The organism is Nocardiopsis sp. iso_25, from assembly GCF_056173305.1.
The window spans coordinates 4668206-4689868 of record NZ_CM149667.1 but is presented as its reverse complement, the minus strand read 5'-3'; the positions used below and the strand labels follow the sequence as shown (position 1 = coordinate 4689868).

Sequence of the window (21663 nt, the reverse complement as noted above, 5' to 3'; positions counted from 1 at the left end):
CACGGGCCGCCGCGGGAACGCGGGGACGGGGGAGGCAGCGACGTGGACACCGGGGCCGACCGCGAGCCGCGCCAGGAACGCAGCCGGGCCACCCGCGCCCGCCTGCTGGAGGCCGCCGTGGCCTGCCTGGCCGAGGAGGGCGCGTCCGGTGCCACCGTGGGCGCGGTCGCGCGGCGGGCCGGGGTGTCGCGCGGCGCCGCCCAGCACCACTTCCCCACCCGCGAGGACCTGTTCCTGGCCGTGCTCCGGCACATGCTCGACAGCCGCGGCGCGGAGCTGCGGCGCGGCGCGGCCGCCGTCCCGGAGGGCGGCGGCCGCACCGAGGCGGTCGTGCAGATGGTCGTGGACGCCTTCACCGGAACGGACTTCCGCGCCGCCCTCCAACTGTGGTCGGCCGCCGCCAGCGACCCCGTCCTGCGCGAGCGGATCATCCCCATGGAGGAGCGGATGGGCCGGGAGATCCACCGGGCCGCCGTGGAGCTGCTGGGCGTGGACGAGTCGGTCCCCGGGGTCCGCGAGACCGTCCAGGCCACCCTCGACCTGGCACGCGGCCTGGGACTGGCCAACCTGCTCACCGACGACGGGCCCCGGCGGCGCCGGATCGTGCGCCAGTGGGCGCGCACCCTGGAGGGGCAACTGCGGACCCCGGCACCGTGAAGCGGCTACCTCGGCGGCACGGAGCGTGCTTATCATCGAAGCGGCGGGACCACGGGCCCGCGACGAACGTCATCCCCGGACCGGACAAGGCGGTGTGAAGGTGAGCGCGGATGCGGGCAGGGACCTTCCGGACCTGGCCAGGCGGGCGTTGGACGCCTTCGCCGAGAGCGCCTCGCGCCGCAGGGACCGCGACGCCCTGATGGACAACGCCTTCGCCGCCCTCTTCGCCCTGTACCGGGCGACCACGCCCGCGCAGCGCAGGTCCCCCGGCGGCCAGGAGTTCAGCGCCACCCTGGCCGAGCTGCTGGTGGGCGGCAGCAACCCCGACCGGCTCGGCCTGTACGTGGTCCGCACCCAGACCGCGGCCGAGAACGGCGAGCACGAGGCCTACCGCCCCGCCTGCTGGCGGCGGTCCATGCTGGAGCTGCTCGGCGAGGAGTTCGTGCCCTGGGAGGCCTTCCTGCGCCCGGGCGACCTGGAGGCCCTCCCGCGCATCGACGAGGCCCTCACCGCGGTGGCGGGCCGGGCGCGGCCGGTCAACGACGAGGAGGTCCCCTCCTGGGTGCCCGAGTCGCACTGGTGGTGGTGGGAGCCCGCCCGCCAGCGCGGCGAGGAGGCCCCCGAACGCCACGACAGCGGCACCCTGGACGCCGTCGCGGACTGACCCCGGCCGCGCCCCGGCTCACGCGTGCGCTCGCCGGGGCGCCGCCGTGCGGCGGGACGGGCGCGCCGCGGCCCTGCCTCACGCACCGGCTGACGCGGTCCTGGCGGCGACGAGGTCCCGGTACCAGGCGAAGGAGTCCTTGGGGGTGCGCTCCTGGGTGGCGTGGTCCACGTGCACCAGCCCGAAGCGCTGGTGGTAGCCCTCGGCCCACTCGAAGTTGTCGGTGAGCGTCCACACGAAGTACCCGCGCACGTCCGCGCCCCGCTCCCGCGCGGCCTCCACGGCGGCCACGTGCCCCTCCAGGTAGGCGATCCGCTCGGGGTCGGCGATCCGCCCGCCGGGGGAGCCCCGGTCCTCGTAGGAGCAGCCGTTCTCGGTGACGTACAGCGGCGGCAGCGCCTCGCCGTGGCGCTCGCGCAGCAGGTCGATCATCCGGCCCAGCCCTTCGGGCACCACCGGCCACCCGAACGCCGTCACCGGCGCCCCGGCGACCTCGCCGAACCCGAACGGCAGCCCCGACCCCTCGTCGGGCGCGGTGGCCACGGTGGGGTTGTAGTAGTTGACCCCGAGGCCGTCCGCGCTGCCCGCGACGGCCTTCAGGTCGCCCTCGCGCACACCGGGGACCTCCGCGACGCCGAAGGCCGACAGGTCCGGGTAGGCGCCGGTCAGCACGGGGTCGGTGAACAGCCGGTTGTGCAGGGTGTCGTAGGCGTGCGCGGCGGCGGTGTCCGCCTCGGAGCCGGTGGCGGGGCGGACGGGGGAGTAGTTGTTGGTGAGCAGCGCCTCCAGTCCGCGCGAGCGCAGCTCCCCGGCGGCCAGCCCGTGCGCGAGCAGCATGTGGTGGGCCACCCGCATCACCTCGGGTACCGCCAGGGTCCGCCCCGGGGCGTGGACGCCGAGCGCGTGCCCGTAGGTGGTGTGCACCAGGGGCTCGTTCAGGGTGATCCACCGCTCCACCCGGTCGCCGAGGCGATCGGCCGCCGCCGCTGCGTACTCGGCGAACGCGTGCGCCGTGTCGCGTTCGCTCCAGCCGCCCGCCTCCTCCAGCGCCTGGGGCAGGTCCCAGTGGAACAGCGTCGGCACGGGGGTGATCCCCCGGGCCAGCAGGGCGTCCACCAGGCGGTCGTAGAAGTCCAGACCGGCCCCGTTCACCGCGCCGCGCCCGGTCGGCACGACCCGGGGCCAGGCGAGCGAGAACCGGTAGGCGTTCACCCCGAGCCGGTCGAGCAGGTCCACATCCTCGGCCCACCGGTGGTAGTGGTCGCAGGCCAGGGCGGGGCTGTGCCCGTCGCGGACCGCGCCCGGGCGCGTGGCGAAGACGTCCCACACCGACGGGCCGCGCCCGTCCGCGTCGAGGGCGCCCTCGATCTGGAAGGCGGAGGAGGCCACTCCCCACAGGAACGGTGACGACATGGACGGTACCTGCCTTTCGCTGGTTCTGACGAGAGGTCGGGACGGACGTGCGGCCGCGGTGTGTCGTGGTTGGGACGGGGTTGATGTGTCGCCTGAGCACGGTGCGCCGTGCGTTATGTGCGGGGGCGGTTGGTACTGGTGGGCGGCCTAGGAGCTGGTGTGCCGTGCGCAGTGGATGAGCGACGCAGTACGCGCGAGGACGCCTCCCGCCGCCGCGGCGTCTCGGCGCGCGGCCGGGGCGCCGGGAAGTTCCGGGAGGACAGGGATGGACGGGACAGGTGAGACCGGAGGGTGCTCATAGACCGCAGGGGCGGGCGGGACGCGCCGAACCGGCGGGGACTCATGCCACACCCCTGATCCGCCACACCAGCACCCCGCCGAGCAGGCTGAGCAGCCCGCACACGGTGTACAGGACCGGGTAGCCGCCCAGGTGGACCACGATCGGACCGGCCAGGGCCGGGGCGATAACCTGCGGTCCGGCGCTGGCGATGTTGACGATCCCCAGGTCCTTGGCCCGCCCGCCGGCGCTCGGCAGGACCTCGGTGACCAGGGCGTTGTCCACGGACAGGTAGATCCCGAAGCCGACCCCCAGGACCACCGCGCACACCAGGCTCATCGGCCACGTCGGAAACGCGGCGACCAGGAACGCGGGCACGGCCGAGACCACCCCGGACAGGCACACCATCCCCCGGCGGCGGCCGATGCGGTCCGAGACCAGACCGGCCAGCACGGTCGTGGCCACGACCGCCGCCGTGTAGACGGCGATCAGCACCAGCAGCCCGTCCGCGGCCGAGGAGCCGGGGAACAGTTCCTCGTAGCCCACCGCGTCGGTGAGGAAGTAGAGGAGGTAGAGGGTGAACATGGCGTTGCCCGTCTGCATGAGGAAACGGGTCAGCCACGCCCAGCCGAAGTCGGGGTGGCGGCGCGGGGACACCCACAGCCCGCGCGCGAACCCGCTCCAGGAGGGGCGCGCCTCCCGGGGCAGCGGCGGGTCGGGGGCCAGCAGCGCGAACGGCAGGACGCACAGGACGGTCAGCGCGCCGAGGAGGGCGTAGCCGGGGGCGATCCCCGTGACCACAACGGTCACCAGCAGCACAGCCACCACCACGCCCGCCGACTGCGGTACGCCGATCCACCCCGAGACCACGCCGCGCTGGCGGACCGGCACGTGGTCGGGCACGGCCGCGAGCAGGGTCGCGTTCAGGCAGGACAGCGCGGCCTGGACGAAGGACCAACCCACCAGCACACCGAGGACGCCGTCCTGCCGACCGAGCACCACCAGGCCCAGGCCGCCCAGGAGCGCACCGGCCAGGATCCAGGGGCGTCGGCGTCCGAACCGGCCGGTGGTCCGGTCGGACAGGGCCCCGGCCAGCGGGGTGCCCAGGGTGGAACAGGCCGCACCCGCCCCGGTCACCCAGGCCAGGGCGGTCTCCTTGGCGTCGGGCGCGAGCAGGCCGACCTGTTCGGGCAGCAGGACCTGGAGCGGACCGAAGAAGGCCATCCACATGCCGAGGTTGGCCAGGCTGATCCCGGCCACCCACAGGCGGCGCACGGGCCTGGTGGGCTCGGCGAGCGCGGCGGGCGTTCGCGGGTCGGGGGAGGGGGAGGAGTACTGCGCGGGGGGTGGGCGCACGTGTGACCTGCCTAACATGAATGTCTCTCATGTTAGGTGGGTCGCTCTGCCGAGGAAAGGCCCGCGGCGGGGTCGGTTCGCGGCCCGCCGGCGGGCCCCGGGGGCGGCCGCGCGCGGCGTCGGGCCCGGCGCTTCAACCCGTAATCAAGTTTGACCAGTGGGCTACGGCAGGGCTGCCCTCGCAAAGTAATCAAACTTGACTAATAGGAGGTGCGCGTGGCCGGAACGGACACCGCGCGGGCGGACGGCGGTACGGAGGGCGACGCGGGGCGGCGCCGGTCGGAGGCGACCGCCGTGCGGGCCAACGAGACGACCGTTCCGCTGCTGCCGTGCGTCTCGGCCGAGGAGACCCTGGAGTTCTACCGGGCCCTCGGCTTCGAGGCCGCCTACGAGCAGACCAGGCCCTACCTCTACCTGGCCTTCCGCTGGAGCGGTTTCGACCTGCACTACGGCCGCGCCCCGAAGGGCCTGGACCCCGCACTGGAGAACAGCGGCGGCTGCCTGGTCATGGTCGACGCGGTCGCGCCCTACCACGCCGCGCTCACCCAGGCCATGCGCCGGGCCTACGGCAGGGTCCTGGCGAAGGGGCTGCCGCGCATCACGCGCCACCGGCCGGGCGCCAGCCGCTTCACGCTCATGGACCCCTCGGGGAACTCGGTCGTCTTCATCCAGCGCGGGGAGCCCGAGAGGCTGGAGTACGGCGGCGCCAAGGACCTCAACGGGCTCGCCCGCGTCCTGGACGGCGCGCGGATCCTGCGCGACTTCAAGGCCGACGACCTCGCCGCCTTCCGGCGGATCCGCTCCGGGCTGAAACGGCACGGGGACCGGGCGCCCGCCGTGGAGCGGGCGCTGGCGCTGGCCATGCTCGTCGGACTCGCGGTCGCCCTCGGCGAGGAGGAGGGCATCGAGGAGTGGCGGGAGCTGCTGGGCGCGATCCCCCTCACCGGCGACGAGCTGGGCGGGGTCGAGGGGGAGCTGCGCAACGCCTCCGCGCTGCGGCACTGGCTCGGCGCGCGAACCCCGGAGGCGGACGGGGACTGAGGGCCCCTCAGCCGGAGGGGAACGCCTCCGCCTCCTCGCCGGTGAGGACGCCCTCGTAGGGGTCGCCCCCCTCACCGGCGAAGGAGTAGGCGCCGCCCTCGATGCGCCGGATCAGCGAGCGCGTCCACGCCGCGTCCGACTCCGCGGAGTGCACCCACATGTCCATGATCTCGCCGATGTGGCCCGCCTGACCGGGGCCCTCCTCCGGGGCGTAGTGGGCGACCACGCCCCCGCGCCACTCCTCCAGGCCCTCTACCCGCCGCCTGAGCAGGTCGACCGCCTCCCGCCGGGGCAGGTCCACGATGAAGCCCAGACCGGCCGAGAGCACGTCCGTGTGCGCGTCGTACGAGGACACGGCCCGGCGCAGCAGGGCGAAGTACTCCCGGTCGCCCTCTCCGGTGATCTCGTACTCGGTCCGGGGCGGTCCCCCGGCGGTGGAGGGCGCGGTCTCGTGGGCGTGCAGCAGACCCTGCCGGGCCATCTGCTTGAGCGCGTGGTAGATCGACCCCGGCTTGGCGTTGGACCACTGGTGCGCGCCCCAGGACTCCAGGTCGGCCCGCACCTGGTAGCCGTGCGCCCGCCCGCGCAGGCGGACCGCCCCCAGGACCAGCAGCCGGATGGCCGACATCCACACCCCTCATCCCACCAGCGCGTCCGCACCCTTCGGCGGCCCGCGCCCTTCGACTCCGACCAGCCTATCCCCGCGCCCCGCGCCGCCCCTTCCCCGTGCCCTGACGGGCCTCGGCACGGTGGAGGGGCGGCACGGGGAAGGGGCGGGGGCTCAGCCGCGCCCGGGAGCCGGGTCGCCCTGGCGGGCGTGCTCGCCGCCCAGCGCGATCGGCGCGGCCAGCCACTCGTCGCGCAGGCCGAACGCGTTCACCAACTGCACGGCGTAGGGGCGCAGGCCCCGGCACAGGTCGTTGACCGCCTGGGTGACCGCCTTGGCCCGCGAGGTGGAGAGCCGCTCGTGCTCCAGGAACCAGGCGCGCTCCTCCTCGACCACCGACATCACGTACAGGTCGCACAGCCGGTTGAGCAGCTTGGCGGTCGCGGTGTCCCCGCAGCGGTCGATGCCCGCCACGAACGCCTCCAGCACCACCCGGTCCATGTGCGCGCGGCCCGCGGTGAGCACGTGGTCCTGGGCGCGGTTGAACACGTCGAAGGCGTCCTCGCCGTTCCTGCCGGACCTGCGCAGCCGCGCGGCCAGGCCCTCGATGACGTGCTTCTCGCGGTCCTCCAGCAGCTCCAGCTGCCAGCCCCGGTTGTACAGGCTGGCCTCCTCACCGCGCCCCGGGGCGGCCGCGACGAGCCGTTCGATCAGCGGGATCGCTGCGGTGCGCTCGATGACCGTCTCGAAGACCTTGCCCGCCATGAACCGGGCCAGCCCCAGCTGGTCCAGGTCGCCGAAGGAGTCCTTGAAGTTGGTCAGCAGGCCCTTGGTGAGCTGCTGGAGCAGGACCGTGTTGTCGCCCTCGAACGTGGTGAAGATGTCGGAGTCGGCCTTGAGCTGCGGAATCCGGTTCTCGGACAGGTATCCGGCGCCGCCGCACGCCTCGCGGCAGGTCTGGATGGTCTGGCTGGCGTGCCAGGTGGCCACCGCCTTGAGCCCGGCAGCCCGCGACTCCAGTTCGCGCTGGGCGTGCTCGTCGCGCTCGGGGGAGCGGGACAGCTCGTGCAGCCGGGTGACCAGCTCCTCCTGCGCGAAGTGCAGCGCGTAGGTGCGCGCCAGGGCGGGCAGCAGCTTGCGCTGGTGCGCCAGGTAGTCCAGGACGCGCACCTCCCGCTCGGGCCGCCCCTCGCCATCGGGCCGGGTGAACTGGCGGCGGGTGTCGCCGTAGCGCACCGCGATGGTCAGCGCGGCCTTGGCCGCGCTCCCCGCGCCGCCCGCCACGCTGATCCGGCCCCGGACCAGCGTTCCGAGCATGGTGAAGAAGCGTCGGCCCTTGCTCTCGATGGGGCTGGAGTAGGTGCCGTCGGCGGCCACGTCCCCGTACCGGTTGAGCAGGTTGGTGCGCGGCACACGGACGTGGTCGAACTCCAGCCGTCCGTTGTCCACGCCGTTGAGCCCGGCCTTGGGTCCGCAGTCGCCGATGCGCACGCCCGGCATCGGCCTGCCCCGCCCGTCCCGGATCGGGACCACCAGGGCGTGCACGCCGTGCTCCTCGCCGCCGGTGCTCAGCTGTGCGAACACCACCGCCAGGCGGCCGTCGCGGGCCGCGTTGCCGATGTAGTCCTTGCGCGCCGCCTCGTCGGGGGTGTGGACCACGAACTCCTCGGTGCCGGGGTCGTAGACGGCCGTGGTGCGCAGGCCCTGCACGTCCGAGCCGTGGCCGGTCTCGGTCATCGCGAAGCAGCCGGGCAGCTCCATCGACATCGCGCCGGGCAGGTACTCGGCGTGGTGGGCCTCGTTGCCCAAGGCGCTGATCGCCCCGCCGAACAGCCCCCACTGCACGCCCATCTTCACCATGAGCGACAGGTCGTTGACCAGCATCTCGAAGCCGACCACGGACGCGCCGACGTCGTCGCGGCCGCCCACCGAGGCGGGGAAGCCGTAGGCGGGCAGATCGGTCTTGGCCAGGGCCTTGATCTGGGAGAGCGTGCGGGCGCGGTGCTCCTCCACGGACAGTCCGTGCACGGGGGCGTACAGGTCTCCCCGCAGGGCGTCGCGCATGTGTTCGCGCACGTGGGCCCAGCGGCCGTCGAGGAGGCCGCGCAGTTCGGCCTCGTCCACTCTCAGCGCCTGTTCGTTCATGTGCTCCCCCTGTGGTCCTGGCTGACGCGGCCCGGTCCGTGCCCGCCGCCGGGAGGGGCGGACCGCGCACGGAACCGTACCCGCGGGTACACGACCAACGTTAGGGGCGGGCGGGAAGTCAGACGGCCAGGGAGGCGGTCGCGGGGTCCCCGGCGGCGGTCGCGTCGGCGTCCACCCGGCGCAGGAGTTCGTCCAGGGACAGGCCGAGCGCGGCGGCGATCGCCGCGACCGTGAAGAACGTGGGGGTGGGGATGCGCCCGCCCTCGATCTTGCGCAGGGTCTCGACCGAGATCCGGGCCTCGCGCGCGACGTCGACCATCGTGCGCTCCGCGCGGGCCCGGCGGAGCAGGGCGCCCAGGAGACGCCCGCGCTCGATCTGGTCTGCGGTCAGCGGTTCACGCACCATACGAGGAGTCTAACGCCACGACGCCCGATCGGTATATCAATACCGGCGATGCCGTCCCGTGCACGGACGGCCGCGGAGGGCCCGGGGTCCGACGCGAGTACGCCGTTGCCCACGCCCGGGAGAACTCGGTGTTCCTCTCCGGGGGCTGGCTGCCCTCTCCGCCTGCATGTAAAATGCATGCATGGTTGCTTTGCAGATCAGGGGAATCGACGACGCGGAGAGAGACGTCCTCGTGCGCCGTGCCAAGGAGAGGGGGCAGTCGTTGCAGGGCTTCCTGCTCGACCTGCTCAGAGCTGAGGTGCGGCGGTCGCGCAACGCCGAGGTCCTGAGGGGTTTCGCGGGCCGTGACGACGGTCTCGGCGAGGGCGAGGAGGGCTCGGTGGCAGACATCATCCGGGCCGGGCGTGAGGAGCGCATGGAGCGCTACGGGATCTACGAAGGACTGGACGGCGGTTAGTGGTCATCATCGACGCGAGTGTGCTCGTCAACGCTCTGGTATCCGACGGGAGCGCCGGTGCTCGGGCCCGCGAGGTACTCACGGAGAAGGACTCCTGGGCTGCCCCCGAGCACATGCCGATGGAGGTGTTCTCAGCGGTGCGGGGCCTGTGCCTGGGAGGAAAGATCACCGACAGCAGGGGTCGCAGCGCCCTCTCCGAACTGAGAGAGGGTCTGGAGGTCGAGCTGATCGGTGTACGACAGCTGTTCCCCGTCATGTGGGAGATGCGCGGCCATGTCAGCGGCTACGACTCCGCCTACGCGGCTGCCGCGCAGCTGTTCGACTGCCCTCTGGTGACCGCTGACGTTCGCTTGGCGAAAGCGGTCGAGGGACACTGCCGGGTCATGGTTGTCTGACCGGACCCGGAGTGCTGCACGGCCAGGCCGGACGTCCCCGCCTCCGGAAGTCGTCGGTGCCAGGACGGGGCGGGGCAGGACCCCCGCCCCGCGGCAGGGAAAGGGAGCCTAGACCAGTCCCGGGACGGCCAGCTCCAGACGGCCCCCGTCCGCGTCGAGCAGGGCGGGCACCCCCAGCGGGACCGTGAGCTGGGCCGCGCAGTGCCCGAACTCCAGCCCCCACAGCACCGGCACCCCCAGCGGCTCCAGCCGGTCGCGCATCAGCTCGGCGACCACCTCCGGCCCCGGCGGGCAGTCCGTCCACGAGCCCAGGGCCACCCCGGCCAGCCCGTCCGCCCACCCCGTGCGCAGCAGGTGCGTGAGCATCCGGTCGAGCCGGGCCACGTCCTCGCCGACGTCCTCCAGCAGCAGGATGCCGCCCGAGGCCGACAGGCGGCTGTGCGGCGTGGCCAGACCGTCGTTGAGCAGGCTCAGGTTCCCGCCGAACGTCACCCCCTCGGCCCGCCCCGGCACCAGCGCGTGCGCGCCCGGCGAGGTCAGCACGGTCCGCCGCTCGGGCTCGAACAGGGTGGCGCGCAACTCCTCCTGGGCCACCGGATCACCCACGAAGTACCCCGTGCCGACCACGGGCCCGTGCACCGTGGCCACGCCCAGCTCCACCGCGAACGCCTCGTGCAGCGCCGTGATGTCACTGAACCCGACCAGCGCCTTGGGCTCGGCCCGGCGCATCGCGTCGAAGTCCAGCAGGTCCACCGTCCGGTGCGCCCCGTCGCCGCCGCGCACGCACAGCACCGCGTCCACGTCCGGGTCGCACCAGGCCTCCTGGAGGTCGGCGGCCCGCGTGGCGTCCGCCCCGGCCAGGTAGGGCAGCCGCGGGTGGCGTTCGCGCACGTGTGGGGCCAGCTCCACCTCCAGCCCCCAGCCGCGCAGCGTCCCCACCGCGGCCTCCAGCCGCTCCGCGGGGACCGGGCTGCACGGGGCGACCAGACGCACCCGGTCGCCCTCCCGCAGGCGCGGCGGCCGGACCAGCGCGCGCACACCCCGCGCGTCCGCGACCCGCACCGCCGCCTCCGCCACCTCGGTCATCGCCTCTCCCACCCCGGGCCCTCCCCCTCGCTCGCGCGCCACCGGACGCGACGCCTCTCCCCACCACTGCTGCTCGGACACTCCGCGACCGGGCCCTTCGAGGCCGCGTCCTGCGGGGTCCGGCCCTCCCCGGCCCCAGCCTCCCAGCCCACCAGGGGTTTCGCCGTTCAGGCGCGCAGGAACGTGTCCAGCGCGCGCACCCCGAAGCGCAGCCCCTCCAGCGGCACCCGCTCGTCCACGCCGTGCAGCAGGCCCGAGTAGTCCAGGCCCTCGGGCTGGGCCAGGGGCGAGAAGCCGTAGCAGTCGATGCCCAGCCGGGAGAACACCTTGGCGTCGGTACCCCCCGACAGGCACACCGGCACCACGTGGGCCCCGGGGTCGTGCAGCAGCAGGGCCTCGCGCAGCTCCGCGAACGCGGGGGAGTCCACGGGCGCGGACACCGGCGGCGAACCGTGCGCGTACTCCCAGGTCACCCGGTCGCCGGTGAGCTCCTCCATGACCGCGGCGAACTGCTCCTCCGCGCCGGGCAGCACCCGGCCGTCCACACCCGCCGTGGCCTCCCCGGGCACCACGTTCACCTTGTACCCGGCCGAGAACATCGTGGGCGTCGCGCTGTTGCGCGTGGTCGGGCCGATCAGCGGCGCTGCCGTCCCCAGACCGGCGACCAGGGCGTCCACCGCCTCCGCGGTCGCCGTGTCGCCGGGGAAGCGCTCCACCTCCAGGGCCGCGGCGATCGCGTCGATCGCCGCCCGTGTGACGGGGGTCAGGTGCAGCGGCCACTCGTAACCGTCGATCCGGGCCAAGGCCGCGGCCAGGGCGCCGATCGCGTTGTCGCCCGGCGGCCGGGAACCGTGCCCGGCCGTGCCCTGGGCGCGCAGGCTCAGCCAGGCGCTGCCGCGCTCGGCCGCGCCCACCGGGTACAGGCGCACCGGCTCCCCGGAGGCCGTGCGGGCGTGGATGGTCTCCCCGCCGCCCTCACCGATCGCGGCGGTACAGCCCTCGAACAGCTCGGCGTGCTCGCGGACCAGGTAGTCGGCGCCGTAGGCGGCGCTGTCCTCCTCGTCGGCGACGAAGGCCAGCACGATGTCGCGCCGGGGCCGCAGCCCGTGGCGCGCCCAGTGGCGCACCACGGCGGTGACCGTGGCGATGGTGTTCTTCATGTCCACCGCGCCGCGCCCCCACAGCGCGGGCACGCCGGTGACGGGGCAGTCGGCCACCTCACCGGCGAAGGGGGGCAGCGTCCAGTCGTCCGCGTCGGCGGGCACCACGTCCAGGTGGCCGTGCACCAGCAGCGCCGGGGCCGAGGGGTCGGTGCCGGGAACGCGCACGACCACGTTCGCCCGCCGGGGCGCCGACTCCAGCAGCAGGGGGTCCAGCCCGGCGTCGCCCAGGGCCTCGGCGACGTACTCGGCGGCCTCGCGCTCGTCGCCCTGACCTCCCCCGTGGTTGGTGGAGTCGCGGCGGACGAGTCCCCGGGCCAGGTGGACGGCGTCCTCCCAGGCCGCCGCGAGGCCGTCGGCCCCTTCCGGGAAGCCGTCGGTTCTCTCTGGGAAGGAAGTGGCGATGTGGCCCACGAGCGCGCCTCGCTCTCGCTGAGGTGTCAGTAACGGGGGAGGACCTTAGTGGCCAGTGGTGACGAAGTGGTGCTCCCCGGCACAGTTCTACCAGCCCCGTCCGCCCCGCTCCGGCATTCGCGGACGGCGGTCCCCGCGGCCCCCGCCCCGGCCTCAGCCGTAGCGCTCCTCCATGGCGTTGGAGATCAGCGTGGTGACCGCCTTGAAGCAGCGGATCATCTCGTAGGCGTCCGGGGAGACGTAGCGGACGCGCCGCACCCCCGTGCGCGTGACGCCGGGGACGACGGCGGCGGCCTGGGCCAGCTGCGCGGAGTCCACCTCCACCTCCACGGTCCGGGGCCCGGGCGCGACCGGGTCCAGGCGCCCGGCCAGCGTCATGGCGGCGCGCGCCCCGGCCCGGATGTCCCGCGCGGTCGCGGCCGGGGGACGGCAGCGGGCGGCGTACCGGCTGACGTGCTCCTTGACCGCGACCGTCCGCGCGAACGGGGCGTAGGTCGCGGCGTCCTCGCAGGCGCGGTCGTCCCCCGTGACCAGGATGACCGGGGTGCCGTACTCGGCGACCACCGCGGCGTTGAGACGGCCCTCGCTGGCGGGCTCGCCGTCCAGCCACACGCCGGTCACCGCGTTGGGCAGATAGGTGTGCGCGAGCACGCCCTCGTCACCGGCGCCGCAGTGGTAGCCGAGGAACACCACGCCGTCGCAGTCGCCGGACTGCACGCCCTCGACCATGGACAGCTCCTTGTGCCGCCCGGTGATCATCGTGGCGTCGGTGTTGAGCTCCTCCAGCAGGAGGTTGCGCATGGTCGCGTGCGCCTCGTTGACCAGCACCTCGGTGGCGCCGCCCTCCAGCAGGCCCTCGACGGCGGCGTTGACGTCGCTGGTGAACATGGCGCGGCAGCGCTGCCACTGCTCGGTGCCGGGCTCGACGTCGGCGGGCCAGGTGACGCCCGTGGCGCCCTCCATGTCGGCGGAGATGAGGATCTTCACCCGCACGACCCTACGCCCCGGCCCCCTCCCGTGGCCACGTTCGGACGCCCCGGTCCCCGTCCGGGGCACACGGGCGGGGACCGGGACGGCGGTCAGGGCAGGGTGAGGATCTCCGCACCGGACTCGGTGATGACCAGGGTGTGCTCGAACTGGGCCGTCCACCTGCGGTCGGCCGTCACGGCCGTCCAGCCGTCGTCCCACATGTCGTACTCCACGCCGCCGAGCGTGATCATCGGCTCGATCGTGAAGGTCATCCCCGGCTCCATGACGGTGTCCGCGCGCGGGTCGTCGTAGTGCGGCACCACCAGACCCGAGTGGAACTCCGGCCCCACGCCGTGCCCGGTGAAGTCGCGGACCACGCCGTAGCCGAAGCGCTTGGCGTAGGACTCGATGACCCGCCCGATCACGTTGATCTGGCGGCCCGGTCGGCACGCCTTGATCCCGCGCATCATGGCCTCGCGGGTGCGCTCGACCAGCAGCCGGTGCTCCTCCGAGACGTTCCCGGCCAGGAAGGTGGCGTTGGTGTCGCCGTGCACGCCGTCCCGGTAGGCGGTGATGTCGATGTTGACGATGTCGCCGTCGGAGACCACGGTGTCGTCGGGGATGCCGTGGCAGATCACCTCGTTGAGCGAGGAGCACAGCGACTTGGGGTAGCCCTTGTAGCCCAGCGGACTGGGGTAGGCCCCGTGGTCCATCAGGAACTCGTGGCCGATCCGGTCCAGCTCGTCGGTGGTCACCCCGGGCCGGACGTTGCGGCCGACCTCCTCCAGGGCCTGGGCCGCCAGCCGTCCCACCACGCGCATCCGCTCGATTGTCTCGGGGGTCTGCACGTCGCCCAGAACCCCCTCCACGGGGTGCTTCCGTCCGACGTACTCCGGGCGGACGATGTGGGAGGGAACCGAACGTTGTGGCGAGATTCGCCCAGGAACCAGCGGAGTAGTCATGGACACTGATTGTAGTTCGTGGGTCGGCCACGCGGTCCTGGACGACGTCCCTCCCCCCGCGGGTGTAGGGGAAGCCCGGGCCTGGGTAGGTGCCCACAGAAGCACGTTCCCGTCGGGGCGGCGTCCCGTAGAAAGCGAGTCACGGTGAGCGAGGACACTCAGCTGGACGACAAGTGGTGGTACTGCCTCAGGCACAACCGGGTGGAGCACGGCCCCGGATGCCCCAACAAGGAGCGCCTGGGCCCCTACCCGGACGAGGCCACAGCCGCCAGCGCGCTGGCCATCGCCGCCCGGCGCAACGAGGCCTGGGACGAGGCCGACGAGGAGGACCGGTGATCCGCCCCCACGCGCGCTCCGGGCCGCCGCGCCGTGCCGGGGGCGCCTCCGGTCGACGCCTCTGACAGGATCGGCGCATGACTGAACAGAGCACACCCGCGGGCGCGGACATCGCCGGGCTGTCCGTCGCCGTCCTGGGCGGGACCGGGGACCAGGGCCGGGGCCTGGCCCGCCGCCTCGCCCTGGCCGGGCACACCGTCCACCTCGGCTCGCGCAGCGCCGAGCGTGCCGAGAAGGCCGCCCGGGAACTGGTGGAGGCCGAGGCCGCCCCGATCGACGTGCGCGGCCTGGACAACGCCGCGGCCGCCGCCGCGGGCGACGTCGTCATCGTCGCCGTGCCCTGGGACGGCCACCGCGAGCTGCTGGAGCGGCTGGCCGCTCCGCTGGCGGGCAAGATCGTCGTGGACTGCGTCAACCCCCTCGGCTTCGACAAGAAGGGCCCCTTCGCCCTCGACGTCGCCGAGGGCAGCGCCGCCCAGCAGGCCGCCGAGGTGCTGCCCGACAGCCGTGTCACGGCCGCCTTCCACCACGTGTCCGCCGTGGTGCTGCTGGACCCCGAGGTCGAGGAGGTGGACCTCGACGTGCTGGTGCTGGGCGAGGACCGCGAGGCCACCGACGTGGTGCGCGCCCTGGCCGAGCGGATCCCGGGGGTGCGCGGCGTCTTCGGCGGCCGCCTGCGCAACGCCCACCAGGTCGAGGCCCTGACCGCCAACCTCATCGCGGTGAACCGCCGTTACAGGACCCACGCGGGCATCCGCATCACCGGGCTGTAGCCCCGGAGCCCGTGGCCCCGAAGGAGCGCGGCCCCGGACGGGCGCGTCGCAGCGACCGCGTCCGGGCCGCCCCGGGGCCCCGCCCGCGCACGCGTACGGCGCCGGTCCCCGCCGCGGGGTCCGGCGCCGCTCCGCCGGGCGCGATCAGCCGCCGGGCGCCCGGCCGGGGGTCAGGACACCCACTCCTTGACCTTGCCGACCAGGGCGGCCGGGTCCTCGCCCACGGGGGTCACGTTGAGCTGGGTCACCCCGGCGGCGCGGAAGGCCTCCACGCGCTCGCGCACGTAGGACTCCGGGCCGACCATGTTGGTCAGCTCCACGAACTCCTCGGGCACGGCGGCCGCGGCCTCGTCCCTCCTCCCCGCCAGGTACAGGTCCTGGACCTTTTCAGCGGCTTCTTCGTAGCCGTAGCGGCGGGCCACCGTGTTGTAGAAGTTCTTCCCCTTGGCGCCCATGCCGCCGACGTACAGGGCGATCATCGGCCGCACGAGGTCCAGCAGCCTTTTGGTGTCCTCGCCCTCGCCGATGGCGAGCAGGCCGCCCGCGGAGACCTCCAGTTCGCCCAGGGACGGGTCGCGCCTGGCCCTCCCCTCGGCCAGCGCCTCGCCCCACACCCTGTCGGCCTTCTCGGGGATGAACAGGTGCGGGAGCCAGCCGTCGGCGATCTCGGCGGTCAGCGCCACGTTCTTCACGCCCAGGGAGGCCACGTAGACGGGGATCCGCGGGCGCACGGGGTGGTTGATGATCTTGAGCGGCCTGCCGAGACCGGTCCCCCTCTCCGGGGGCAGCGGCAGCTGGAAGACGGTGCCGTCGTGGGTGAGGCGGTCCTCGCGCGCCCAGACCTTGCGGCAGATCTCGATGGTCTCGCGGGTGCGGGCGAGCGGCTTGACGTAGGGGACGCCGTGGAAGCCCTCGACGACCTGCGGGCCGCTGGCGCCCAGGCCGAGGACGGCCCGACCGCCGGACAGGTCGTCCAGCCCGGCGGCGGTCATCGCGATGAGCGCGGGGGTGCGCGTGTACAGCGGCAGGATCGCCGAGCCGATCGCCACGGTCTCGGTGCGGGCGGCGATGTAGCCCATCAGGGTGGGGCTGTCGAACCCGTAGGCCTCGGCGACCCACACGGTGTCGAGCCCGGCCTTCTCCAGTTCGACCACCTGGTCGACGGAGGCCTTGGGGTCGCCCGCGTACTGGAGCGGCATCGAGACGCGCATCTGTCCTCCCGGGAGGGCCGGACCCCCGGCCCGTCGGCGCTGGGTACGGTGCGACTCTACTCCCGAGTACGGTTCGCTCCCGAGTCCGGTTCGGTCTGTCGCCCGGCTCACGGACCGCGGCACCCCCGGCGCCGCACCGCCGGCCGGGGCGGACCCGACCGGCGGTGCTCACCGGTGTGCGGAGAGGGGAGGGCTCACCCCGCCCCTCAGCCGGCGTAGGAGTGGCGCTCCTCGGGGAACGCCCCGTTGACGACCTCGTCGGCGTAGGCCGAGGCCGCCTCGCGCAGCGTCTCGTGCAGGTTGGCGTAGGTCTTGACGAACTTGGCCACCTTCGGGCTCAGCCCGGCCATGTCCTGCCACACCAGCACCTGGGCGTCCGTGGACGGACCGGCGCCGATGCCCACGGTCGGGACGGACAGCTGCTCGGTCACCTGCGCGGCCAGCTCGGCGGGCACGCACTCCAGCACGACCGCGAACGCGCCCGCGCGCTCCAGCTCCTTGGCGTCCTTGAGCAGTCCGGCCGCGGCCTCCCCGCGGCCCTGCACCCGGTAGCCGCCCAGGGTGTTCACCGACTGGGGGGTCAGGCCCACGTGCGCCATCACCGGCACACCCGCCGAGACCAGCAGCTCCACCTGGGGCGCCACCGCGTGGCCGCCCTCCAGCTTCACCGCCTGGGCCCCGCCCTCCTTCATGAACCGCGAGGCCGCCTCCAGCGCCTGCTGGGGAGAGGCTTGGTAGGAGCCGAACGGCAGGTCCGCCACGACGAGCGCCCGCCGGGTGGAGCGGGACACCGCCGCGGTCAGCGGGAGGAGTTCGTCCACCGTCACCGGGACGGTGGTGTCGTAGCCGTAGACGACGTTGGCCGCCGAGTCGCCGACCAGCAGGACCGGGATCCCGGCCTCGTCGAAGACCCGCGCGGTGAGCGCGTCGTATGCGGTCAGCATCGGCCAGCGCTCGCCGCGCCCCTTGGCGGCGGCCAGGTCGCGGATGGTGACGCGTCGGCTGGTGACCCCGCCGTACAGGGCGTTTCCTGTCGGCGCCCCGGTCGGGGCGAGGGGCTTTCCTGTGGTGCTCATGCGTTATCCCTCCGTTGTCTCGAAGCACCTCGCGGGTGTCTCCGGACATGTGGACGAATGGTGTTGTCGCGCTCGTGCGCTGGGCGGCCGAGGGGGCCGCGGGCGGTCCGCGGGGGACCGGGCGGGTGCGGGAGGAGGCGGGAACCGGCGTACGCGGACGACCGGGCGCGGCCACCGCACGCAAGCATCATCGCATGCCCGTTCCGCGCCTCTCCGCACCGGATACAACCCGGTCCGACGGTCGGATGTTTCCCGACGGGAGCGCTGGTGCCCTTGATTGGGGAGCGGCCAGCGCCCCCGCCGGAACCGCTCCGGAGGCGGCCGACGCCTTTCCGCCGGAACCGGCCCGAACACGGCCGACACACCGTTCGCGGCGCCCCGGAGCAGGTGGTCGGCGCGGTTCGCGGGTACGGTCCGATCGGCGTGAGTTTCGGCGGGACCCGGCGGTGGAGGTGGGTTGGTGGACGCGCAGACGGCGTACCGGCGCAGGTGGGGCGGGCTGGCGGTCCTGATCATCTGCCTGCTGGTGATCGTGGCCGACAACACGATCCTCAACGTGGCGCTGCGTGTGCTGTCCGACCCCGAGCAGGGGCTGGGCGCCAGCCAGTCGCAGCTGGCCTGGGCGATCAACTCCTACACCCTGGTCTTCGCGGGCCTGCTGTTCACCTTCGGCGTGCTCGGCGACCGGTGGGGGCGCCGCCGCATGATCGTGGTGGGGCTGACGGTGTTCGGCGCGGCCTCGGCGCTGTCGGCCTACTCCCAGACCCCCGAACAGCTCATCCTGGCCCGCGCGGTCATGGGGTTCGGCGCCTCCATGGTGACGCCGCAGACCCTGTCGATCATCGCGAACGTCTTCCCGCCCGAACAGCGCGCACGCGCCATCGGGATCTGGGCGGGCGCGGTCGGACTGGCGATGGCCATCGGCCCCTCGGCGGGCGGGCTGCTGCTGGAGAACTTCTGGTGGGGGTCGATCTTCCTCGTCAACGTGCCCTTCGTGGCGCTGGGCCTGGCACTGGTGTTCTTCCTGATCCCCGAGTCGCGCGACGCCGACCCCGGCAGGCTGGACGTGCTGGGGGTGCTGCTGTCCGTCCCCGGCCTGGTGCTGCTCATCTACGGCATCATCACCGCGGGCGAACGGGCCTCCCTGACGGACTGGGACGTGTACGGCGCGCTCATCGGCGGTGTGGCGGTGCTGGTGCTCTTCCTGGTGCACGAGTCGCGCGCGCCCAACCCCTCCCTGGACGTGCGCTTCTTCCGCGACCCGCGGTTCAGCGTCTCCGTGGCCACCATCATGGTGCTGTTCTTCAGCATGTCCGGGATCATCTTCTTCCTGAGCTTCTACTGGCAGAGCGTCCGCGAGTTCTCCCCGTTCGTCGCGGGCCTGCTGGTGCTGCCCGCCGCGCTGGGGCAGATGATCATGGCGCCGCTCAGCCCGACGCTCGTGCGCTGGGCCGGGCCGCGCGTGGTCGCCGCGGTCGGCGTGCTGGGCGTGTGCTCCAGCTTCCTCTTCTTCACCCGGCTCGAACCGGACACGCCGCTGCCGCTGATCGTCGGGTTCTTCTTCCTCCAGGCCGGTGCGATGGCCGTGGTCCTGACCCCCGCCACCGACGCGATCATGTCGTCGGTGCCGCCCGGCAGGGCCGGAGCCGCCTCCGCCGTGCAGAACACGGTCCGGCAGGTGGCCACGGCGATGGGCGTCGCGATCCTGGGCGCGGTCATCTCCTTCCGGTACCGGGCGGGGATCACACCCACTCTGGAGGAGGTCGCAGACGAGGGCTCGACGGGTGTGACGGACCAGCGGCTGCGGTCGGCGGGGGAGTCGATCGAGGGCACCCTGGCGCTGGCCCGGAGCCTGGGGGAACAGGGGAGGGTCCTGGTGGAGCCCGCCAAGGAGGCGTTCATGACGGGGCTGCACACGGCGGCGACGGTGTCGCTGTGCTTCGGGGTGGTCGGGCTGGTCGTGATCCTGATCTGGATGCCGCGCGAGACCGGGCGCCACCGGCCGGTGGAGGCCGGGGACGAAGGCGGTTCCTCCGCGGGGACCGGGTCCGTCCCCGGCCGGGGGGAGCGGTGACCGGGGCCGGTCCCCTACGTTGAACACATGCGCCTGACCGCCTTCACCGACGTCTCCCTGCGCCTGGTCATGCGGCTCGCGGTCGCGGACGAGGGCGAACTCCTCACCACCAGGGCCGTCGCCGCGATGCTCTCCGTGCCCTACACGCACATGGCCAAGGCCGTGGCGCGGCTGTCCGACATGGGACTGGTGGAGGCGCGGCGCGGCCGCAACGGCGGGCTGCTCCTGACCGAGAGCGGGCGGCGGGCCTCGGTCGGGTCGATCGTGCGCGAGCTGGAGGGGGCGGGGGAACTCGCGGGATGCGAGGACGACCCGCCCTGCCCCCTGCGTGCCGCCTGCCGCCTGCGCGGCGCCCTGCGCGAGGCGCACGAGGCGTTCTACACCTCGCTCGACGGCGTCACCGTGGAGTCACTGGTGTCCCCGCCCACGCGCGACGCGCTGACCCTGCTGCGCCCGTAGGGCCCGAGGCGGCGCTCCGGTCGTGCTCCGGCCGCGGTCCGCCCGTGGCCGTCCCCACCTGGCCTCTCCGCGCGGGAACGACCCCGGAGGAGGGGATCGTGAGGGCGGATTTAATATGCATTTCAGATACCAGTTTTCGCTCCGAGACACCCTCTCCGAAGTGAGGTCGCATGCTCTCCACCGAGTCAGCCGCCACCGTCCGGGCCACGGTCCCCGCCGTGGCCGGAGCCCTGGACACCATCACCGCCCGCTTCTACGACACGATGCTCGGCGAGCGCCCCGAACTCCTCGACGGCCTGTTCAACCGGGGCAACCAGGCCTCGGGCGAACAGCGCAGGGCCCTGGCCGGGTCGATCGCCGCCTTCGCCACCCTCCTCCTGGAGCACCCGGACGAGCGCCCCGACGCCCTTCTCTCCCGCATCGCCCACAAGCACGTCTCCCTCGGGGTCACCGAGGACCAGTACGTCATCGTGCACAAGTACCTCTTCGACGCCATCGCCTCCACCCTCGGGGACGCGGCCACCCCCGCCGTAGTCAGGGCCTGGGACGAGGTCTACTGGCTCATGGCCGGAGCCCTCATCGCCCTGGAGGCCCGCCTGTACGCCGAGCGGGGGCACACCGGGCGCGGTGTGTGGCGCCCCTGGCGGGTCACGCGGCGCCGCCAGGAGACCCCCGACGCCGCCTCCCTCACCCTCGAACCCGAGGACGGCGACCCGCTCCCCGCCTTCCTGCCGGGCCAGTACGTCAGCGTCCGCACGCGTATGCCCGACGGCGTCCGCCAGGCCCGTCAGTACTCCCTGACCGGCGGGGACGGCGGGAGCCGCCGCATCACCGTCAAGCGCCTGCGCGCCGTCGGGGCCGATCCGGCGGGGGAGGTCTCCACCCTGCTGCACGACACCGTCGCCCCGGGCGACGTCCTCATGGTCTCCACCCCCGCGGGCGACGTGACCCTGTCCGAGGGCGACTGCCCACTCGTGCTGGTCTCGGCCGGGATCGGCTGCACGCCGATGGTGGCCATGCTGAACCGGCTCGTCGGGCAGGGCAGCGACCGCAGGGCCCTGGTCCTGCACGCCGACCGCAGCCCGGGGGAGCACGCCCACCGTGAGGAGACCGCCGCCCTGGTCGGGGCGCTGCCCGGTGCGAGCGCTCGGACCTGGTATGAGAACGGTGTGGACGGGGGCGACGGCGCGGAGGGTGATGGCGCTGGGGGCGACTGGGGCACCGTCCGGGGGCTGATGGACCTGGACGGGTTGGACCTGCCCGAGGGCGCTGAGGTCTACCTGTGCGGGCCGCTGCCGTTCATGCGCGATGTGCGCGGCCGGCTGCTCGCCGCCGGGGTGCCCGCCCGTCGCATCCGCTACGAGGTGTTCGGCCCCGACCTGTGGCTTGGCGAGGACTGAGCAGTCGGGCGTCCTCTGAGGGGGCGGAGCGGAAGGGCGGGTGGGATGTTCCTGTCGCTTTTCGACGCTCAGCCCTCTGGCGGTGGCCGGAGGTGGCGGCGCCTGCTGCCGCGTAGTGGTGTGGGAGGGCGACGAGCGCTTGATGTTGGTGGGTGGTGGGGTTTTGCTGCGTGGGCAGCGAAGGCGGCGGGCGGTTGGGGGCTCCGTTCAACGCCCCACCCGCTGATGGTGGCCGGAGGTGGCGGCGCCTGCTGCCGCGAAGTGGCGCAGGCCGCGACCAACGCTGGCTGAAGCCGGGTGGCTCAGCTCTGCTGCGTCGGCACCA

At 73.6% G+C, this 21663-nt stretch carries 21 protein-coding genes; 10 read left to right on the top strand and 11 right to left on the bottom strand.

Features of this window, described 5'->3' with window-relative positions; translation table 11 throughout:
* The first annotated feature begins 42 nt into the window (after positions 1-42).
* Entirely contained in the window at positions 43-657 is a 615-nt protein-coding gene (locus AC0VX6_RS20160) for a TetR/AcrR family transcriptional regulator (protein WP_274974176.1), read from the top strand.
* A 94-nt stretch (positions 658-751) separates the two neighbouring features.
* Positions 752-1321 carry a hypothetical protein gene (locus AC0VX6_RS20155; protein ID WP_274974175.1) on the top strand — a complete coding sequence of 190 codons (570 nt, stop codon included), beginning with the start codon at positions 752-754 and terminating at the stop codon, positions 1319-1321.
* Positions 1322-1399: 78 nt separating this feature from the next.
* On the opposite strand, the gene AC0VX6_RS20150 is transcribed toward AC0VX6_RS20155, so the two are convergent.
* Both AC0VX6_RS20150 and AC0VX6_RS20145 read right to left on the bottom strand, forming a co-directional pair.
* Complete coding sequence (locus AC0VX6_RS20150) at positions 1400-2734, bottom strand: GH1 family beta-glucosidase (protein ID WP_274974174.1); 1335 nt, start codon at positions 2732-2734, stop codon at positions 1400-1402.
* A gap of 340 nt (positions 2735-3074) precedes the next feature.
* The gene (locus AC0VX6_RS20145; protein ID WP_274974173.1) at positions 3075-4367 is read right to left on the bottom strand and encodes an MFS transporter; all 1293 of its coding nucleotides are present in this window, start codon (positions 4365-4367) and stop codon (positions 3075-3077) included.
* Between the two features lie 216 nt (positions 4368-4583).
* Here AC0VX6_RS20145 and AC0VX6_RS20140 point away from each other — a divergent pair, with 216 nt between their 5' ends.
* Positions 4584-5408, top strand: coding sequence for a VOC family protein (locus AC0VX6_RS20140; protein ID WP_475465605.1), 825 nt, complete (start codon positions 4584-4586; stop codon positions 5406-5408).
* A 7-nt stretch (positions 5409-5415) separates the two neighbouring features.
* On the opposite strand, the gene AC0VX6_RS20135 is transcribed toward AC0VX6_RS20140, so the two are convergent.
* The 3 genes from AC0VX6_RS20135 to AC0VX6_RS20125 form a co-directional block, all read right to left on the bottom strand.
* Positions 5416-6036 carry a PadR family transcriptional regulator gene (locus AC0VX6_RS20135; RefSeq protein ID WP_475465603.1) on the bottom strand — a complete coding sequence of 207 codons (621 nt, stop codon included), beginning with the start codon at positions 6034-6036 and terminating at the stop codon, positions 5416-5418.
* A gap of 153 nt (positions 6037-6189) precedes the next feature.
* Entirely contained in the window at positions 6190-8160 is a 1971-nt protein-coding gene (locus AC0VX6_RS20130; protein ID WP_274974170.1) for an acyl-CoA dehydrogenase family protein, read from the bottom strand.
* A gap of 118 nt (positions 8161-8278) precedes the next feature.
* Positions 8279-8566, bottom strand: coding sequence for a helix-turn-helix domain-containing protein (locus tag AC0VX6_RS20125; RefSeq protein WP_274974169.1), 288 nt, complete (start codon positions 8564-8566; stop codon positions 8279-8281).
* Positions 8567-8747: 181 nt separating this feature from the next.
* Here AC0VX6_RS20125 and AC0VX6_RS20120 point away from each other — a divergent pair, with 181 nt between their 5' ends.
* Entirely contained in the window at positions 8748-9023 is a 276-nt protein-coding gene (locus AC0VX6_RS20120; RefSeq protein WP_274974168.1) for a hypothetical protein, read from the top strand.
* The gene (locus AC0VX6_RS20115; protein ID WP_475465601.1) at positions 9023-9418 is read left to right on the top strand and encodes a type II toxin-antitoxin system VapC family toxin; all 396 of its coding nucleotides are present in this window, start codon (positions 9023-9025) and stop codon (positions 9416-9418) included. Before AC0VX6_RS20120 ends, AC0VX6_RS20115 begins: the two co-directional genes overlap by 1 nt.
* 108 nt (positions 9419-9526) lie before the next feature.
* On the opposite strand, the gene AC0VX6_RS20110 is transcribed toward AC0VX6_RS20115, so the two are convergent.
* From AC0VX6_RS20110 to map, 4 genes are all read right to left on the bottom strand, one after another.
* On the bottom strand, positions 9527-10504 hold the full coding sequence (locus tag AC0VX6_RS20110) for a S66 peptidase family protein (RefSeq protein ID WP_274974166.1): 978 nt from the start codon (positions 10502-10504) through the stop codon (positions 9527-9529).
* Between the two features lie 167 nt (positions 10505-10671).
* Positions 10672-12078 carry a M20/M25/M40 family metallo-hydrolase gene (locus AC0VX6_RS20105; RefSeq protein WP_274974165.1) on the bottom strand — a complete coding sequence of 469 codons (1407 nt, stop codon included), beginning with the start codon at positions 12076-12078 and terminating at the stop codon, positions 10672-10674.
* Between the two features lie 153 nt (positions 12079-12231).
* Complete coding sequence (locus AC0VX6_RS20100) at positions 12232-13065, bottom strand: M55 family metallopeptidase (RefSeq protein ID WP_274974164.1); 834 nt, start codon at positions 13063-13065, stop codon at positions 12232-12234.
* A gap of 92 nt (positions 13066-13157) precedes the next feature.
* Positions 13158-14009, bottom strand: coding sequence for a type I methionyl aminopeptidase (gene map, locus AC0VX6_RS20095; RefSeq protein WP_212643451.1), 852 nt, complete (start codon positions 14007-14009; stop codon positions 13158-13160).
* 144 nt (positions 14010-14153) lie between these two features.
* Between map and AC0VX6_RS20090 the strand changes: the two genes are divergently transcribed.
* Together AC0VX6_RS20090 and npdG are read left to right on the top strand one after the other, a co-directional pair.
* Entirely contained in the window at positions 14154-14345 is a 192-nt protein-coding gene (locus AC0VX6_RS20090) for a hypothetical protein (RefSeq protein ID WP_212643452.1), read from the top strand.
* Positions 14346-14422: 77 nt separating this feature from the next.
* Entirely contained in the window at positions 14423-15118 is a 696-nt protein-coding gene (npdG, locus tag AC0VX6_RS20085) for an NADPH-dependent F420 reductase (RefSeq protein WP_475465598.1), read from the top strand.
* A gap of 170 nt (positions 15119-15288) precedes the next feature.
* On the opposite strand, the gene AC0VX6_RS20080 is transcribed toward npdG, so the two are convergent.
* The gene (locus tag AC0VX6_RS20080; protein WP_274974162.1) at positions 15289-16329 is read right to left on the bottom strand and encodes an LLM class F420-dependent oxidoreductase; all 1041 of its coding nucleotides are present in this window, start codon (positions 16327-16329) and stop codon (positions 15289-15291) included.
* Between the two features lie 206 nt (positions 16330-16535).
* On the bottom strand, positions 16536-17405 hold the full coding sequence (gene panB / locus AC0VX6_RS20075; protein WP_444960725.1) for a 3-methyl-2-oxobutanoate hydroxymethyltransferase: 870 nt from the start codon (positions 17403-17405) through the stop codon (positions 16536-16538).
* Between the two features lie 460 nt (positions 17406-17865).
* Between panB and AC0VX6_RS20070 the strand changes: the two genes are divergently transcribed.
* The 3 genes from AC0VX6_RS20070 (at position 17866) to AC0VX6_RS20060 (ending at position 21338) form a co-directional block, all read left to right on the top strand.
* Positions 17866-19479 (top strand): MFS transporter, encoded by a 1614-nt coding sequence (locus AC0VX6_RS20070; RefSeq protein WP_475465596.1) that lies wholly within the window; start codon positions 17866-17868, stop codon positions 19477-19479.
* Positions 19480-19506: 27 nt separating this feature from the next.
* Complete coding sequence (locus tag AC0VX6_RS20065; protein ID WP_248771395.1) at positions 19507-19938, top strand: RrF2 family transcriptional regulator; 432 nt, start codon at positions 19507-19509, stop codon at positions 19936-19938.
* Between the two features lie 170 nt (positions 19939-20108).
* Positions 20109-21338 carry a globin domain-containing protein gene (locus AC0VX6_RS20060; protein WP_475465594.1) on the top strand — a complete coding sequence of 410 codons (1230 nt, stop codon included), beginning with the start codon at positions 20109-20111 and terminating at the stop codon, positions 21336-21338.
* The last annotated feature ends 325 nt before the right edge of the window (positions 21339-21663 follow it).